At 34.0% G+C, this 17,706-nt stretch carries 13 protein-coding genes, 1 pseudogene and 1 other annotated feature; of the genes and pseudogenes, 5 read left to right on the top strand and 9 right to left on the bottom strand.

The window, feature by feature from the left end:
• Positions 1–2: 2 nt before the first annotated feature.
• Together NSQ40_RS11330 and NSQ40_RS11325 are read left to right on the top strand one after the other, a co-directional pair.
• Complete coding sequence (locus NSQ40_RS11330) at positions 3–599, top strand: TetR/AcrR family transcriptional regulator (RefSeq protein ID WP_033796114.1); 597 nt, start codon at positions 3–5, stop codon at positions 597–599.
• A complete protein-coding gene (locus tag NSQ40_RS11325; RefSeq protein WP_033796113.1) occupies positions 589–1,674 on the top strand; it encodes a DUF418 domain-containing protein in 1,086 nt (361 codons plus the stop codon). Before NSQ40_RS11330 ends, NSQ40_RS11325 begins: the two co-directional genes overlap by 11 nt.
• A gap of 15 nt (positions 1,675–1,689) precedes the next feature.
• On the opposite strand, the pseudogene NSQ40_RS11320 reads toward NSQ40_RS11325, so the two are convergent.
• Together NSQ40_RS11320 and NSQ40_RS11315 are read right to left on the bottom strand one after the other, a co-directional pair.
• Positions 1,690–1,945: pseudogene (locus NSQ40_RS11320) on the bottom strand (sensor histidine kinase); the annotation flags it as partial.
• A 165-nt stretch (positions 1,946–2,110) separates the two neighbouring features.
• Positions 2,111–2,341 carry a hypothetical protein gene (locus NSQ40_RS11315; RefSeq protein WP_003197316.1) on the bottom strand — a complete coding sequence of 77 codons (231 nt, stop codon included), beginning with the start codon at positions 2,339–2,341 and terminating at the stop codon, positions 2,111–2,113.
• Between the two features lie 332 nt (positions 2,342–2,673).
• Between NSQ40_RS11315 and NSQ40_RS11310 the strand changes: the two genes are divergently transcribed.
• Positions 2,674–2,856 carry a hypothetical protein gene (locus tag NSQ40_RS11310; RefSeq protein ID WP_033797322.1) on the top strand — a complete coding sequence of 61 codons (183 nt, stop codon included), beginning with the start codon at positions 2,674–2,676 and terminating at the stop codon, positions 2,854–2,856.
• Between the two features lie 304 nt (positions 2,857–3,160).
• On the opposite strand, the gene ileS is transcribed toward NSQ40_RS11310, so the two are convergent.
• Complete coding sequence (gene ileS / locus NSQ40_RS11305; protein WP_258248460.1) at positions 3,161–6,262, bottom strand: isoleucine--tRNA ligase; 3,102 nt, start codon at positions 6,260–6,262, stop codon at positions 3,161–3,163.
• Positions 6,263–6,316: 54 nt separating this feature from the next.
• Positions 6,317–6,556: a binding site (T-box leader), on the bottom strand.
• Between the two features lie 115 nt (positions 6,557–6,671).
• The gene (locus NSQ40_RS11300; RefSeq protein WP_098101075.1) at positions 6,672–10,880 is read right to left on the bottom strand and encodes a bacteriocin-processing peptidase family protein; all 4,209 of its coding nucleotides are present in this window, start codon (positions 10,878–10,880) and stop codon (positions 6,672–6,674) included.
• 433 nt (positions 10,881–11,313) lie between these two features.
• Between NSQ40_RS11300 and NSQ40_RS11295 the strand changes: the two genes are divergently transcribed.
• Positions 11,314–11,880: a PadR family transcriptional regulator gene (locus tag NSQ40_RS11295; RefSeq protein ID WP_003197308.1), complete on the top strand. Its 567-nt coding sequence runs from the start codon at positions 11,314–11,316 to the stop codon at positions 11,878–11,880.
• Positions 11,880–13,052 carry an MFS transporter gene (locus tag NSQ40_RS11290; RefSeq protein WP_098101074.1) on the top strand — a complete coding sequence of 391 codons (1,173 nt, stop codon included), beginning with the start codon at positions 11,880–11,882 and terminating at the stop codon, positions 13,050–13,052. Before NSQ40_RS11295 ends, NSQ40_RS11290 begins: the two co-directional genes overlap by 1 nt.
• Before the next feature lie 185 nt (positions 13,053–13,237).
• Here NSQ40_RS11290 and NSQ40_RS11285 read toward each other — a convergent pair whose 3' ends face one another.
• From NSQ40_RS11285 to NSQ40_RS11265, 5 genes are all read right to left on the bottom strand, one after another.
• The gene (locus NSQ40_RS11285) at positions 13,238–14,065 is read right to left on the bottom strand and encodes a DegV family protein (RefSeq protein ID WP_003207097.1); all 828 of its coding nucleotides are present in this window, start codon (positions 14,063–14,065) and stop codon (positions 13,238–13,240) included.
• 279 nt (positions 14,066–14,344) lie between these two features.
• Positions 14,345–15,226, bottom strand: a complete 882-nt coding sequence (locus NSQ40_RS11280) for a methyltransferase domain-containing protein (RefSeq protein WP_018782109.1) — start codon at positions 15,224–15,226, stop codon at positions 14,345–14,347.
• Between the two features lie 175 nt (positions 15,227–15,401).
• Positions 15,402–16,031 carry a Type 1 glutamine amidotransferase-like domain-containing protein gene (locus NSQ40_RS11275; RefSeq protein WP_026008632.1) on the bottom strand — a complete coding sequence of 210 codons (630 nt, stop codon included), beginning with the start codon at positions 16,029–16,031 and terminating at the stop codon, positions 15,402–15,404.
• A 702-nt stretch (positions 16,032–16,733) separates the two neighbouring features.
• Complete coding sequence (locus NSQ40_RS11270) at positions 16,734–17,315, bottom strand: hypothetical protein (RefSeq protein ID WP_003197299.1); 582 nt, start codon at positions 17,313–17,315, stop codon at positions 16,734–16,736.
• Between the two features lie 237 nt (positions 17,316–17,552).
• Positions 17,553–17,684 carry a hypothetical protein gene (locus tag NSQ40_RS11265; protein ID WP_003197296.1) on the bottom strand — a complete coding sequence of 44 codons (132 nt, stop codon included), beginning with the start codon at positions 17,682–17,684 and terminating at the stop codon, positions 17,553–17,555.
• Positions 17,685–17,706: the final 22 nt, after the last annotated feature.

Genomic DNA, 17,706 nt, shown 5'->3' with positions numbered 1-17,706 from the left:
TTATGAGTAAAAGTGAGGAAACCCTTTCTGCAATAATCGAGGCAAGCTATCGTTTATTCGCAGAGCACGGAATCGCTAAGACCACATACACAATGATTGCCGAGGAAGTCGGAATCGCAAAACCATCTATTTATTATTACTTCAAATCTAAAGATGCGTTAATCGAAGGCTTATTTGATGAGCTATGTCAGGCAGTTCAATTTTCAACCTTCTTTAAGACTGATGAATTTACAAAAAACAATTTTATTGAAAAATGTATTGAAATTGGTGTAAACATGATCGATGAACAAGATAAAGATCCTTATTTTAACCGTGTCCTACAAGAATACTTGTTACTTGCATCTAGAAATAACAATTATAATGAACGGCTCCTTTCCATACAAAGAAAATATTTAAAGGGATTTGAAGCACTTCTTACTAAAGCAAATTCATTGCAACTTATTGAGGATGATAACCTGACAGCCAAAGCTCATATGCTCGCATTGGTGCTTGATAATATCGGGAATTTCATGATGTTTGATACAAACATGGATTATAAACAAATATGGATTGAAGCTGTGCATAGCATATTTAAAGGACGTGTTTCCCATGGAAATTAAAAGAAGAATTATTGGATTAGATTTTGCTAGAGCATGGGCTATGTTTGGAATGCTAATTGTTAATTTCATGGTTATAACCGGGGCTGAAGGTAATGGCCCTCCATGGTTAATAGCCTTTATGTCACTATTTGAGGGTCGCGCTTCTGCTCTATTTGTCATACTTGCAGGTATAGGAATCTCCCTTATGACTAAATCATCCGTTTCTAGTAGTAATCCAATTAAAATTATGGCTAGTCGAAAAATGATTTGGAAGCGATCGTTGTTCTTATTTGTATTAGGCTTATTGTTATACACAATCGACTGGACAGGTGATATATTACACTACTACGGCGTGTATCTCTTTATTGCAGCCTTCTTCATTACAATAAATAAAAAGATATTGCTTTGGTTATCGATACTCATTTTACTCATTGCACAATACCTCCAATTAACCTTTAATGCCTTTGAAGGCTGGGGAGGCCCCATTCCTTTTATAAACTATATAGATTTCTGGTCAGTAAAAGGATTCCTCCGTAATTTATTCTTTAACGGCTACCACCCTATTTTCCCATGGTTCTCGTTCTTCTTAGTTGGTATGCTGATTGGACGAATGGATCTTCATAATAATAAAATTAGAAAAAAACTATTAATAATCAGCCTAATCATTTCAACAACTGCTGAATTGTTGTCAAAAGTATTGACTCATTTTTTCATCCCCTATATCGGAAAAGAACCCTCTACCTTTTTATTTAATACAGGACCTATTTTACCAAACATTTTATACATCTTATCTGCCACCGGATCTGCTTTAATAATCTTGATCCTTTGCTTATTTATTACTGAGAGGTATGAAAAAAATTGGTTTATTGGGGCCATCGTTAAAACCGGACAATTAACTTTAACTCATTATGTAAGTCACGTCATTTTAGGCATCGGAACATTGATCCTTTTACACAGACTTGAAAATCAATCTTTATCTTTCGTATTAATATTTGCCATTTGTTTCTTCATTTTTAGTATATTATTTAGTATTTTATGGAGAAATAAATTGTCTAGAGGACCTATAGAGTGGGTTATGAGAAAAATCACTGGATAAGTTATTAATTTATCACTCTATTTTTCCATATATAGGGGAATACTGTATAACATTATGTAATAAATTACTGATAACACATACTATTTTACATGGCATAATCCAAAGTTGAGGTAATGTATTGGAGACTTACACTTTTAACTCGATACGTTTGTCCGTTAATAAGACCGAATGAGCTTCTAATACCTCTTAACAGAGCTCTGTCCGCATGTGTTAAACTTGGATGAAAAGCTCCTTGTCCACTTTCTAACTTTGAAAGATCAAATAAATTGTTGTATTTCTTTTAAATAATAATAGTTAATTCATGCTTGATTTGAATAAGCATCTCAATAGTAATGAGATGCTTTGTTTTTGTCTGAGGAAATCATCAGTTTCTTTATTCATAACGTTCCTAAAATCGCTTCTGTATGATTGACTGACAGATGTTCCATGATGTTAATTAATATTGTTTAACGTCATTTGGTCGATTACAATCCATCTTTTTCTTCTCAGCTTCTTCTATATTCCATTCATCTCCCCAAAAAAGTGTAACTGTATCTTCAGCTTGCAAATTTTGATAAGCGACTACTCTCTCTGTAACCCCATTATCAATTATATTTAACTCATCATTTAAGTTAATTATTGAAGGTTCAAATTCCTTTTCTGAATCATTTCGTTTATTAGTAGTCATACAACATCTCTCCTGTATAATGAAATACTTACCATACACAACGATAGTATTTCTATTTTATGTAAGCTTATACCTTTACGAACACTTGATTACGTATCTGTATGAATTATTTAAGGGCGCAACATATTTGCACCAGAGCCACTAATCGTATAGTATACATGTACTTTCAGATAGATAAGCAATGTTTATGTACACATAAAAAAGGAAGAGAATTTTTATAATTCTCTTCCTTTTTAAGTAGGGAAACTTTCATGTTCTTTAGTTATTCAGTTCATCGAAAAATGCTGTAGAATTTATCCTTTCTATTATAACAATATAAAATATAAATAAATTTGAAATATTATATATTGAAATGTATTTATATTGTTATAAGTACTTTCTATAATAATGGTATAAACATTTATCACATCTTACAAGAAAGAGGAGGAAATAATATGGAAATCGCAATGGCAGTTTTGAAATTTGTAGGTGGAGTACTTCCATTAGTTCAAGAACTTTTAAAAGCATTTTTGTAAGTTTATCATTCAGCAATTATTTATAAGGATTATCATACTTTTGTTTTATAAGGTAAAATAGCATTTTTGTTTAAATTTATACACAGTTTATATACAATTCAGACACATTTAACATGATGAGTTTCTGAAAATTGGTGGTAATATTAACTTGTTGAAAACGACATGTTTCGACAAATACAAATAACCCTCTTTACCCCTGAATCCCTGCCCGACATTCCGCAGGGATTCTTGTAATTTTTTACGCTCCATTCTCAAGTTACTTTTATAAAAAATTCGAACTTTCCATCTATATCCTATTTTTCATTTAGCTAGCTGGACTCAGTTTAATACGAACCTTTTTCTCACCTAAAGAAATTTCATCCTCTTCTTGTGACAATGCTTTAAACGTAAATTGTTTTACTAATAAATTTTCTTCTAATAAATCTTTATGCTTTGTTAGAGTGTTTTGTAATTCATCCTCTGTATCCAAAATAACATCTACTCGTAAATTAACTGGTAAATTCAATTGTTTTCGATACTCTTGAACAGCTCGAATAAATTCTCGCGCCACTCCTTCTTGTAATAGTTCATCTGTCACATTCGTATCTAACATTACCGTATATTGTCCATTTGTAGTATTAGAAAACCCTACTTTGGGTACTTGTTCTACTAATACATCTTCAAGCGTTACAACAACTTCTTCCCCAGATACAAGCTTACACAATGCTTTTTCAGTCGAAACAAAGTTTTGTACTTCTTCTTGCGATAATTGTTTTAGCCATTGATTTACAGCGTTAACGTTCTTCCCGAACTTCGGTCCTGCAGTCTTAAAATCGAGCTTTAATTGGTACGATGTATACTGTGTTTCATCTAATTCTACATGAAATGCTTTTACGTTCAGTTCATCCATAACAATATCACGATAGGATTCCCAGTCCACTTTCTGCTCATGGTGCTCAAGTAATACAAGCTCTGCTAATGGTTGCTTCACTTTTAATCCATGCTGATTTCGGTTGCTACGTCCCAGCTCAACAACTTGTAAAACGGCATTCATTTCTTGCTCTAACTTGGTTTGAATAAGCTTTTCATCCGCTGTTGGATAATCTGTTAAATGAACACTATTTCCTTCTAAGTTAAGATGAATATCTTCCGCGACAAATGGAGTAAACGGAGCAAGTAATTTACTAAGCGTAACAAGCACTTCATGAAGCGTTTCATATGCAGCTGCCTTTTCAGGATTCATGCCAGACTCCCAAAAACGATTGCGCGAACGTCTTACATACCAGTTACTAACCTCATCTACAAGAACCGCAATTTCACGCGCTGCATTTGTAAATTGATACTTGTCTAATGCATTTCTTACTTGTTTCACTGTACTATGAAGACGTGATAATACCCACTCATCTAATTTCGTCCGCTTGACCTCATACTTTTCTTTTGGATTGTATTTATCTAAGTTTGTATATAAAACATAGAAGCTATATACATTCACAAGTGTATCTACTAGTTTTGACTTCGCCTCTTGCACAGTTCTTTCAGAAAAACGCTTTGCATTCCAAGGTGCACTATCAACAAGAAGTGCCCATCTTAATGCATCTGCACCAAATTTCTCGACTAATTCTACTGGATCTAATGCATTCCCTTTACTTTTAGACATTTTCTGTCCTTGTTCATCTAACACATGCCCAAGAGATAATACACGTTTATATGGTACTTTTCCGGTATATAAAGCCGCTACTGCTAATAAACTATAAAACCAACCACGCGTTTGATCGACACCTTCAGCGATTACATCAGCTGGAAATTGTTCCTCAAAAAGCTCTTTATTTTCAAACGGATAATGATACTGTGCAAATGGCATCGAACCGCTATCAAACCAAACGTCGATTACTTCTGGCGTACGAGTCATCGAACTACCACATTTTTCACAGCATACCTTCACTTCATCTACATACGGTTTATGCAGTTCTAAATTTTCTGCTGTATGCCCTACGCTATGTTTTCTTAATTCATCGATGCTCTTCGGTGCAAATTGATGATCACAGTTTTTGCATTCCCATACGTTTAACGGTGTTCCCCAGTATCGTTTTCGGCTAATATTCCAGTCCACCATATTCTCTAAAAACTTTCCAAATCGCCCATGTTTCATATGATCTGGATACCATGTGACTGCATCATTATTCTTTAAGAATGTCTCTTTGATCTCAGTTGTCCGAATGAACCAGCTTTCTCCAGCATAATACAAGAGTGGTGAATCACAGCGCCAGCAATGCGGATAACTATGTTCATATTTTTCTTTAGAGTATAACAATCCTTCCTGCGCTAAGTAACGAACAATATCAACATCACATTCTTTCACAAACTTCCCTTGTAAAAATGGAACAGCTTCCGTATACTTACCTTGTTCATTCACAACATGAAGGAATGATAATCCTTGATTCTGTACAACTTTATAATCATCTTCTCCATACGCTGGTGCGATATGAACAAGCCCCGTACCACTATCTCCCGTAACAAAGTCTGCCGAAATAACACGATAGCCATTCGTAACTTCATCCATAGGAAATGGTGCTGCATATGAAGTACCTACTAATTCTTCTCCTTTATGGGTAGACAATACTTGATAATCTTCTTTTAATACATTGCTTGCCAGCTCTTTTGCAACAATATAAACCGAATCAGCTTGCTGTGCTTTCACATACTCCATATCTGGATGTACAGCAAGTGCTACATTGGCTGGAAGAGTCCATGGCGTTGTTGTCCATCCAAGAAAGTATTCATTTTGACTATGCAATACTTTAAACTTTACCGTTGCACTTAAATCTTTTACTGTTTTATATCCTTGCGCTACTTCATGTGAACTAAGTGATGTTTGACAACTTGGACAGTATGGCGAAACTCGATGTCCTTTATATAGCAGCCCTTTTTCATGAATAGTCCCAAGAATATGCCATACACTCTCGATATAAGGATTTTCCAAAGTTACGTACGGGGCTTCCATATCGACCCAATATCCAATGCTCTCAGTAAATTCACGCCACTGCTTCTCATACGTAAATACACTTTCTTTACATTTTTGAATAAATGGTTCAATTCCGTACTCTTCAATCTCATGTTTACCAGAAATACCAAGCTGTTTTTCAACTCCCAATTCTACCGGTAATCCGTGTGTATCCCATCCAGCTTTTCGAAGTACTTTATATCCAGTCATTGTTTTATATCTCGCTACTAAATCTTTAATCGTCCGTCCGAGCGCATGCCCCACGTGTGGCAGTCCATTTGCAGTTGGTGGCCCCTCATAAAAAACGAAAGATTGTGCACCTTCACGATTTCGAATGGATTGTTCAAAGATATTCTGCTTATTCCACTGCTTGCGAATTCGTGTTTCTCTCCCTACAGCTGATTCTTTTACATTTACCTTCTCCATTTACAATCACTCCTTTGAAAATTTGTAAAAGCACAAAAAAAACCCGTCCCTATAAACAGGGACGGGTTTACCCGCGTTACCACCCTAATTCTATTAGCATCTTAACTAATAGCACTTAGCAACGTACTAACATACGCGTTCTTTGTAACGGTAGACATCCGTCCGAGCTTACTTTATTCAGCCACGGCTCCTCGGAGATGATTTTCAAATAAAGTCTGTACACCGGCTTTCAGCAAGGCGCCGGCTCTCTGGGGAACAGTACAATATTTTACTCTTTCTCGTCTTCAGATTTGTATACTTTTATTAAAAGTTATTTTATTCCATGAAACAGACAATTGTCAATCAATTCAAAAATATATTTTCATTTTCGTCCTAGTTCTCGAATTTTATACATCATGAACAGTTGCTATTACTTTATTGTTTCCCACACTTCCTCTAACTCTTCATCTTCTTCTGCAAGCTCTGCAAAAAATCCAGTTTCATCCTCATGAAGAACAGTTTCAAGTTCTGCTTTCGCTTCAGCATTTCGATTTAAAACAGCTAAATAGCATGCTCTGTTGTATCGAACTAATAAATCTGAAGAATCAAAAGATAGTATATGATTTGTTAGTTCTTCTGCCCTTTCTGTTTTTCCAATCTGATGATAAGACGCTGCTAAAGCGAGAAACATTGCATGATCTTGCGGATGGTGCAGTACTCCCTCTTCCAGCATTGCAATAGACTCTTCAAATCTTTCTTCACTTTGATATATTTCCGCTAGAGCAAGGAATGCACGGCTCACAAAAGGCATTCTTTCGATTAATTGTAAACAGATCTTTTCTGCCTGTTTTTCTTCCCCTAACATGAACAAAACATTTGAATGTAACAAGAGCATGTCATAATCATTTGGCTCTTCTTTACTCATCTGCTTTATTATTTCAAGAGCATCTCTTAACATCTCTTCATTTTCATCACCATGTTCGATGAGAAGATTTACAAGTTGCCGTGCCGCGCTAGTATTCCAAATGTTTTCTAAAGATGTTTGTAATACATCTATCGCTTCTGTAATCATATTCCCATTTTCATAAAATATCGCTAAACGCTGCGCTGCCATACTATTTTTAGCATTAAATTTTAAGGAAATTTCAAATAAATCAATAACAATTGTAATAAGGGAAATTTCTTTCGCACGGTTTTTCATTCGATAAAATGCTCTTGTAAGGATTGATTTCTTTGGCTCTTCATTTTGTTGTTGCTTACTCAGTCTCTCAGCAAGTGCAGATGCAGCGTACATAAATGCAGTACTTCTTTCTTTTTTCTTAATTGGCAGCAAATGAAGGGAATCTCGTATTTGAGATAATTTCCGCCTTTGTTCCATCGCTTGAACATACACTTCAAATACACGTTCATTTTCAATATCTTGCTTTATTAAATTTGTAACAAATGTAATTTCTTCCGGATTTCGCTTTTTAACAAGTACTTTTGCATAATGATATCGTACTTCCACATGTTCTTCATCCATTTGCAAAGCTTCTTCCATTAGTTCTTGTTCTTTATCTACATCTTTCATGGCGCCATATACATATGCAAGAGCGTCTAAACGCCACATTTCATTCACTCTGCCAGCCAATTTCTCTAACTCAGATAGAAGCTCTTTATGAAGAGAATTTTCTACTGAAAGCTCTGCCAAATACTCCATATTTACAATCATCGGTTCTTGGATCATTGCCTGAAGCATATGATGTTGTTCTTTTAAACGGTTTTCTTCTTTTTCGTATATTTCCGCTAACTTCAAATGTACTCCTATAAAGTTTGCATCTATTTCTAAGCAAGATTCATATGCTCTTTTTGCGTCTTCCAATTCCCCTAATACCATAAGGGATTCACCAATACGAAAATACGGAAGAGTACTCGGTCTATGCTTTATTGCTTGATGGTATCGTTTCATTGCTTGATCGTATTGTCCAAGAGATTCATATAAAATACCAGCATAACAGCCATACTCGGTAATATCCGCTCTTTCTTTTTCTAGTTTTCTTAAAAATGCTATCCCACGTTGTACAAATGGTGTCCCTTCAACTCTATTTACATATTCTTCTAAAACATTCGCTATATTATTTTTCAAACATCGGATGCCATTTTCTAACTTTGACAACGCTATCTTTAATTGTTCTTCATTAGCCCCTAATTCCATTTCAGCGTCCCACAATACCATTCCTGCATTCATTAGAAACTCATCATTTTGTTCAAATTTCTTTTCCATGCTGAAAATATAATGCTTTGCATCATTATACTGTTCTTTTGCCATATAAATTTGAACTAAACCAAAATGAGAATAAACGTCTCCATCATTTCCTTCTAAAGAACGTTTATATATTTTTTCAGCTTCTCCAAATTCATCATTTTGAAAATACAAATCCCCTAATCGAGTATATAATGATGATGATTCTTCGCAATTTTCGATACCCCGCGATAAAATTGCTTCTGCACTCTTCTTATCTTCTAGATCTGATTCATATATTTCTGAGAGTTTTACATATGGATATGGTACCGTTTTGTCTAATTGAATGGCGATGCGAAGTCCTTTGATTGCTAAATGCAATTTCTCCATTTGATGCGCACATTTGGCTCTTTCATACCATATATGTGCTTCATACTTATATTCTTTCAATAAATCATTAAACACTTCATATGCTTCCTCATAACGCTCTAAATCCATTAAAACTAAACCATGATTCACAAGAATAAACCTATCAGGATGACGTTGCAATGCAATTTGCGACATTTGCAAGCCCTGTTCAGACTGATCTATATACATATATGATAATGCCAGAAAACTCCATGCGATTGGCTGATCCGCATCTAATTGTAACGATGAGCGGAAGCTAGAAATTGCTTCCTCATACTCTTCTTTCTCTAAAGAATAACGGCCATGTATAAAATGATACAATGCTTGATTATTCTTTTTCTCAACACTTCGCAAGACATCACTAGCCCGCTCCAGATCTTGAATACGGATAAAGCATTGTGCACTATGTAGCTTAACAAAATCTGAATCCGGATATCTTTCCATTAACCTTTCAGCACAAAAAAGAATAAACTCTTGATTCACTTCAACATCCATATGTTTGATTGTGTATAACCACGTGTATGGATTTTCATTTGTCTCTTGTAAAAATAATACGAGTTTTTCAATCCCTTTTTTATCCTGCTCTTCTAAATGATCCGTCAGAGAGAATAGCTTTCGGAAGTATACATCTTCCTCTTCTACTAAAAATGACAATTGTTCCTTTTTCTCCTTAGGAACAAATACGATAGATAAACCATCGGTGTAGCGATATCTTTCCTGTAACTTCTCATATTCAACAAAAAGCGGTTCCAAGAAATTAGGATCTTGAACAAAAAAAGATTGTAACTGATCATCATATCCAGAAAGAACTTGAACATGGGATGCATGTTCAATATCTATACTTAATAAAACAGGAATATTTTGATCGAGTAATGCTTTATAGTTCTTTTCGTTCCCCTTGAAATAACGACAAACATAGCCCAATTCTTCTAAATAAGTAACCGTATCTGAAAATTTTGATCCTGTTACATCAAATATATGATTTGCGACTTCATCTTGTGTACGACTTTCTCCCCATAAGCGAAGCATCATCTCCAAGCTCGCTGGAACACAATAATTATCTTTTTGTACGATTGGTACTAATGGCAATTTTACTTTTTTCCCATTCGGGTATTTTTCTATATTATGATATAGTGACTCTTTCAAACATACTTCCGTTTTTAATAGAGCAAGTAACTCCTCGTTCTTATTCATTTTATACAACGCTTCTGCACGTAAATGTGTAAAATAAGCTTTATACGAATGGTACGGTAATATCTGATCGATCTTATCTATTACAGTTAACATTTCCTCATAACACTGTAAATCTAGTAAATGTTTCACCTTTTCGAAATAAAAATACGGTACTTGCGGAAACTGATCTATCGCATCATTAATCAATTGCAATGCTCGTTTCTGTTCACCTTTATATGCATATAGCTGTGATAATAAATAAACCGCTAGTTCTTCATTTTCCTTATGTTCCATCCCAGCTAAAAGTGAGTGCTCCGCTTTCTCCCATTCTCCTATTTGTATATAAAAATAGCCCCATTTATCAAAGACTGGACGTGTACTATAACTCTCAGCTTTTTTCATATATTGGAATGCTTCTTCATTTCGTTTCATTTCTAAAAGGCATCTTACTAATGTAAAGTAGGCTTTTGATAAAATATCAGAATCTATTTGTTCTGCCTTTATATCGTCCAAAGCGTCTTTTAATAACTTTTCAGCATCAAGTACTTTTCGGTCATCAATTAGCTCATCACAATATAAAGAGAGCGTTCTCATATTTGGAAATTTTTTATATGAATAGCGAATTAGGAAGGCACTATATTGATGCATAAGCCCTTCATCTGTAAGACGGATTAGCGTATCAAATTCCTCATGCCCTGAAATCAAAGAAAGCCATTCCTTCACATAGGAGAACGTATTGGTTTCTTTTATATGTGCAATTTCGTTATTTACATCCTGTAATCCATCTACAAATCGTTTCTCCTTCAAACACATCTCTAATCGCCTAAATTCTAACATGCATTCACCTCTAGTAATTATTTTTCTTGCGCATCAGTAAGCAGTATTCTTATCCGCTTGCTTAGATTCTACACAGCATATATCATGTATTCAATTAAAATCTTATATAATCCTCGATAATAGAAAATATTATTTAAATTATAGTTTAAAAAGAATAAAAATAACTATTTTTTCATGTATTTTGTTTAATTTGGTGAAATAAAATTTATTTTATTAAGTTAATCACCACTTATAAATCAAAATTTTATACGGTGTTTGTATCCCATCTAAACTTCTTTACTTTCGCTGAATTTTGGGGTGGGTCTTATTTCCTGAAATAACGGGACATAATAATTCCCATCCTTTTATTGACAAAACAAATATTTCCACATATATTATAAACAAATACTAAACGTTTAGTATTCTATATTTTCTATTTGAACGGAGGATACATATGACACGTTTAATGGTGCTAGGTTTACTCATGCAATACGGTCCTATGTCTGGATACGAATTACAACAAGCTATGCAATCAGCACAAACAGACACTTGGGCAGGTGTTTTTCCCGCTTCGATTTATCATGCTTTAAAAAAAATGGATAAAGAAGGATTAGTAGAGCTTGATGCCGTTGAAAAAACGGGCAATCGTTCCAAAGCAATTTATAGTGTTACACCTGCTGGAAAAGATGAATTCTATACACTCATGCTTCAGTCATTCCAGCAATCTTCAGTCGTATTCCCAACAGAGTTATATACAGCACTTACTTTTTTCGATACAAATACTGTTTCTCTTGAACACATTTCATCCGCCTTACAAGATCAAAAAAAGAAAATTATAGAAATGTACGAGAATATGAAAGCTGGACAATCTATTAAAGAAAAAATGATAGACATTCCAGAGCATGTGAGCCTGATTTTTGAAAATATTTATGAACAATGTGAAATACAGCTACGTTTCATTGAAAAAATGGAAAAAATGTTATCTCGATTAGAAAATAAGAAGAACACGGAGGAAAAATGATGGAAGCTAGGTTAAAAATGTCTCGCGTGCAAAAAGCTTCGTTATGGGTTGTAGCAGTAGCTGTCTTTACGGATATGCTCATCTACGGAATGATTGTCCCAATCTTACCACGGTACGCAGAAACACTAGGTGCTTCCCAAACAGAGATTGGCTTTTTATTCGGTAGTTACGCTATTACTTTACTTCTTGCTACTCCCATTTTAGGAGTGGTTTCCGATAAGGTTGGAAGACGCCTCCCTATGATTCTAGGCTTATTTGGACTTGCAGCAGCGACTCTATTATTCGGACTTGCAAATAGTTTCTGGTTGCTCGTGCTCGCAAGAATGCTACAAGGTATATCTGCAGCAGCAACATGGACAGCTGGATTAGCACTTCTAGCAGATGTGTTCCCTCTGCAAGAACGCGGAAAGGCCATGGGTCTCGCTTTATCGGGACAAGCAGCTGGGATGCTCCTTGGTCCAACAATCGGCGGGGCACTTTATCAATGGGGAGGGTATCATCTTCCCTTTATTATCGCTGCCAGTATTGCACTCATTGATGGTATATTACGAATAACATTACTTCATAATGAACCAAAATCCAGCTCAAACCAACGAATTAGCTATCGATCTATCTTGAATATGCGTTCCCTATTTATTATGATCGGTATTATTATTCTAGGATCGGCCTTACCTAGCGCTTTAGAGCCAACTCTTCCACTCTACTTACAAGACACCTTACACCTTAGCCCTGGGAAAATCGGACTCCTATTTGCCGTTCCAACTCTCGCATATGGATTTACCGCACCAATCATTGGCACACTTTCAACTAAAATTGGCAGAAAACAAACGATGGCAGTAGGCATAGCTTTGGCTGCTTTATGTTTCCCATTTACAGTGATTGTTTCTCATACCGCCCTGGAAATATTTGTACTTGCTATCCTTGGAATTAGTTTTAGCCTTTTACTAGCACCTGCTTTACCAGAACTTACATATCTCGCAGACAAAAACGGAGTTCATGCATATGGAATACTTTTTGCAATCTATAATACAGCCTACTCAATTGGTATGTTTTTCGGACCGATGCTTAGCGGAAGTTTATCAGATTTATTTGGATTTACAAATGCTTTCTACATATTTAGTGTTCTTCTTTTATGTTATCTGTGCTTGTTTTTGTGGAAAATGAAAAAATGACATTAGGTTATTACTATGAACAACATACGACCTCCAGCATATATCGTATGTTGGAAATCTTATCACGTTAATTTATTTTAATGGTTAATCACTTACTTATTACTAAAACACTTCATCTCTCATTCTCTAAATTATTTCCATCAACATAAAAAAATAAGAACTGGCACATCAAAAAAACCCGTGAATTATTCACGGGTTTCCCCTTTCAAAAAGCTAATCGCAATTGTTCCAGCACCTGCATGAACAGCAAAAGATATAGGAAGTGGGTAAATTAAAAACTTCATTTCAGGAAATACTGCTCTGAAATCAGCAATCCATTCTTCTGCCCCTTCTTCATCATTCGCATGGAAAACATGGACTACGTTCGGCATTTCTTTTTCAAGTTCGCTTCGCATATATTCTTTACATTTTTGTATTTTACGAACTTTCTTCTCCAACACAAGTTCGCCATGTTTTACTTCTAGAATTAGGTTTACACTTAGTAGACTGCCTAGTATAAATTGTACACCTTTCACACGTCCACTTGCATATAGACCTTTCAAATCCTTTGGAAATACATAATAAGGACTACGTTCCACATGTTGTATTGTCTTTTGTATATCTTGTAAAGTCATACCCTTACGGTATAACGTTTGCGCTTTTGTTAAAATTTCATCCATTGGATAACTCGTTGTTTCACTATCTATTACAACTAGAGGAAATCCTGCCATTTCTGCTGCAAGTATCATATTTTGATAAGTGCCACTTACTTTCCCACTAATTGTGATTGCAAATCCCTCTTCATATTCTTCTTTACATTTAGAGAAGAGTGCAACCATATCTCCAAAATTAGGTTGTGACGTAGTTACAGTTATACCCTGTTTTAATGCATCGTAGACACGTTCACGAACACCTTCTTCACAGTCTTTGTAAGCCGTTCCATTAATAACAATTTCAATCGGTATAACAAAATTATCTGCACTTGTTGTAAAGTTTGCAGTTGTACTATCAGTAAACCAAGCAACACGCTTCATGTTGTTCCTCCCTTGTGCGCGTCCTTTTCTCGGACTTTTCTCACAATTCTATCTATTATAGTTATAAAAAAGGACTATGCTTGTTATCATAACAAGACTATCTCTGTTTTTCCATAGGAAATGGGTGATTTAAGCGAGGTTTTCAAAATTAATATCGAATCTATTTTCATTCGTACACGATTTTGACATATTTTCTTTTAGAAAATACTATCAAACTAAAAAATAAGACTTCTAACATGTATACAGCGTTAGAAGTCCTAACTCATTTCTTTATTTACATTACTTGCTTTTCACTATGCCAAAAGTAATTTTCATACTTGGAGCATATACTAAAGAAGAATCTATAGTGAATGCTTTAGAAAATTGTAATTCTGCTTCGTACTGCACCATCGCTTCATTGTATATCAGCCCTCGATTTATTAAACGTTCAATGAATTCTTCTTTTTCAGCAGGAGTATTACCGATTCCCTCTTCCTTGAGTGATTGATACAATTGCTGTTTATCTCTTTGATCCTCATTAACATTAAGAAAATTAATCTTATCACTAACTCTACATTCAACATTTTCTACCCCTAGCTCACTTAGATATGTTGGTAATTTAATACCGATGTTTCCATCTTTACCATTTCGTTTTGCATCTTTTTCAAATAATTTTTGAAGAACACCAATCTGAACAATTTCTGATTGCTCTAGATTGTTAAGACTATACGAAGACATATTCGAAATCCAATGTGGTTCAAAGCATATGATATTACCTTCATCAACGACCGAGTCTATCATTTTTTGTAACATTGTCTTTGGATCGTTCATATGTAATAAAAAAGCATGACATACTGCTATATCATACTTACTTTCTAATTCAATTTCAGTAACATCTGCCTCAAGAAAGTCTGCTTCATATGGAAGAATGCGGAATAACTCTCTTGCTTTATTAATTAGTTTCTTCCCCTTATCAATTCCTGTATATCTAGACCCTATTGGTAACAGAGGTAATAGTTTCAGACCTAAATAACCATATCCACAACCATAGTCAACAATATGAACTGGTTTAGAGATTTTCCAAACTGAATTCACCAAAAAACTTAGATAATCATCGTTATAATATAGATCCCTTGTATTTCTCAAATACTCCAACTTATTATCCCAATCATACTCTTTCAATTGAGCTACCTCCTTCTGTTTATATTGAAATTGCTGATTTCGTTCCCTACTTTGAGCAAATGATAAAAATATTTTCTAGATATAAAAACACTTTTTCATGTCCATAAGTTCTTAATGTATCTAGACATCTGTTCAGCTCATTTAGACAAAATGTATTTGATAAATTGAAGCCAAATTAGATTTTTATAACATTTCCAATCAATTTAATATCTTCTCCATCAATAACTATCCCATCACCATCTTTACAAGCATAAATTGTCCTATTTTTCAGCCTGGAATAATCCTTTAATAATTCTAAATATTTTTCACTTTGCTCCTCACTCCAATGAGGCATAAAATCAAAATCTACAAAACCTAAAGAGCTTCTATCCTCTAGTCCTATAATATCCTCGTCTACAAATTGAGCTGTATCAATACTTTTAGTAGATATTATACTACCTGCACTAACACCAATTAAAACCCCACCATTTTCCACATAAGATTTTAATGAATGTAATAAATTTCTTTTTCTTAGGGAGTTTAAAAAGCGAAATGTATTTCCACCTGAAAGATGTATTGCATCATAATTAAATATGTTATTAACCTTTCTTTCATCGTATTCTTTATCTAAATCAAAATATTCTACTTTGCTAATTCCTAAATCTCTATAATATTTAACTACATTATTAAAATACTTTCCTGTTTCATCTGAAGATGATCGAAGATATGCTATTGAAGGGTTTTCTTTATTTAATAACCTTAAAAGCTCATAATCCAATTTTCTATCTTCTTGTATTTGATCGCTATATAATATCATTTTTCTCATTAAAATCCCCCATTTCCTATTTGGAAATTTCTTAATTTTCAGTTTTACGATCTTCTTTTTGACCTCTTTCACTTGTAAAGCTTAATACTAATTTTACAATATATCTCTATCTTTTTTGGATATATTGTAAATAATATAAAGTGAAGGCTAATAATCAGTGGAGGTTTCCTTCATTCCCTCCGATTATTAGCCTTCATCAATTTGGCTTTTACGGGTAGTTTATCTCCCACCTAACTTCTTATTTCTTCGGCGTTTTACTGTACGTAAATAGCTGTCCAGAGACAACTATCATCGTTACTATAAAAGCTTATATACTCCATAATAACGTACATAGTTCTTCCTTTTGAAACAATTATTATCGTTACTGAGATCCTATTCTAATGATTATATTTATTACTGTTACTCATATAGAATTTCTAATTCCACCTTGAGTATAAATGTACATCTATACATTTATACTCGTATTCATTTAAAGTTGTAACATTAAATATTTATCTTTTCTTCTCCACTTAAAAATTGTTAATTTAGATATACAGAAACAATATTTCTAAAATTCAACAGGTGTAAATGTAGCTTTGAAATAAACATTGATCAAAAACAACTCGAAAACCCTCATTTCACAATAAATAATAAGAAACCATTTTGAAGAAAGATGTTAGCTTTTTTATATAATTTTCGAAATCGGAAGTTGTTTATAAATGATCAGTTCTTATATTTTATAATAGTGCCGTTTGTATCTTTAAATTCTAAAACAGTCGTAATGAGATCTAACGATTTTGGACCATCATCTAATTTATTAGGAAGGATCACGTACCATAAACTCCATCCTTTATACTTTGGTTCGTTTGGTAAGAATTTATCTAAATCTACAATATGTCCTGGGGTGGATTCATATGATACCTTGCTAATAGATGGGTTCTTAAGATAACCAGAAATAACTTTTCCATTTGATATTCCCATAGTAGGTGATATACCAGAATCTTGTACTTCTAACTCACTTACATTTGTTCCTCCTGTCATCCCACTAACAGTCCATTTTCCATTTTTTATTTCTAAATCTGCTATTGAAATGTAATCACTAGGTGTAACAAAAAAGGCTGTTTTTCCATCTATTTTTATAATACGCTCTAAAACAGAATATTTATTTGTTTCTGCATCACTTGTTGGTTTTAATCCGTGCTTTAATGCTTCTTGTGGTGTATCGTATCCTTTTGAAATCGAACAGCCACTAATGATAAGGGTTAAGGAACCTAATATATGATATTTTCTAAGTTTTTTATACAAAAATCATTCCTCCTATCACCTGTAAAAATATAGATTTATTACATTCTATCACTGTAGAGTTAGAATAAGTCGTACATTTTTTAATGAATATCGTATACATCTGAAGTTTACATAACACCACTTATCAGTAGTCAATAACGAAAATGAGAAAGCAGCAACGATATAGTTGCTGCTTTCTTCAATCAAAATATTAAGAATATATGCTTGTTAACTTATAAATTGATATTTAAATTCATGTTATGCTTGGTATTTACTGGTTCGTTGCACGAAACCAACATCTCTAGCAAGATCTCGTAAGATATTTGGAGATAAAAAACTTTGAATCTCTTGAGCAAATAGTTGTAATTCATCAGATACAGAAATAGACATACAAAAACGCCATCCTTTCCTA

This window comes from Bacillus sp. FSL K6-6038 (genome assembly GCF_038050455.1).
GTDB lineage: Bacteria > Bacillota > Bacilli > Bacillales > Bacillaceae_G > Bacillus_A > Bacillus_A pseudomycoides.
The sequence above is the reverse complement of the archived record's forward strand: the minus strand, read 5'-3'. Positions and strand labels throughout refer to the sequence as shown.

Bases quoted from the DNA above. Each gene is read 5' to 3' on its own strand.
- NSQ40_RS11330 (WP_033796114.1), top strand. From the start codon at position 3: ATGAGTAAAAGTGAGGAAACCCTTTCTGCAATAATCGAGGCAAGCTAT.
- NSQ40_RS11325 (WP_033796113.1), top strand. From the start codon at position 589: ATGGAAATTAAAAGAAGAATTATTGGATTAGATTTTGCTAGAGCATGG.
- NSQ40_RS11315 (WP_003197316.1), bottom strand. From the start codon at position 2,341: ATGACTACTAATAAACGAAATGATTCAGAAAAGGAATTTGAACCTTCA.
- ileS (WP_258248460.1), bottom strand. From the start codon at position 6,262: ATGGAGAAGGTAAATGTAAAAGAATCAGCTGTAGGGAGAGAAACACGA.
- NSQ40_RS11300 (WP_098101075.1), bottom strand. From the start codon at position 10,880: ATGTTAGAATTTAGGCGATTAGAGATGTGTTTGAAGGAGAAACGATTT.
- NSQ40_RS11295 (WP_003197308.1), top strand. From the start codon at position 11,314: ATGACACGTTTAATGGTGCTAGGTTTACTCATGCAATACGGTCCTATG.
- NSQ40_RS11290 (WP_098101074.1), top strand. From the start codon at position 11,880: ATGGAAGCTAGGTTAAAAATGTCTCGCGTGCAAAAAGCTTCGTTATGG.
- NSQ40_RS11285 (WP_003207097.1), bottom strand. From the start codon at position 14,065: ATGAAGCGTGTTGCTTGGTTTACTGATAGTACAACTGCAAACTTTACA.
- NSQ40_RS11275 (WP_026008632.1), bottom strand. From the start codon at position 16,031: ATGAGAAAAATGATATTATATAGCGATCAAATACAAGAAGATAGAAAA.
- NSQ40_RS11265 (WP_003197296.1), bottom strand. From the start codon at position 17,684: ATGTCTATTTCTGTATCTGATGAATTACAACTATTTGCTCAAGAGATT.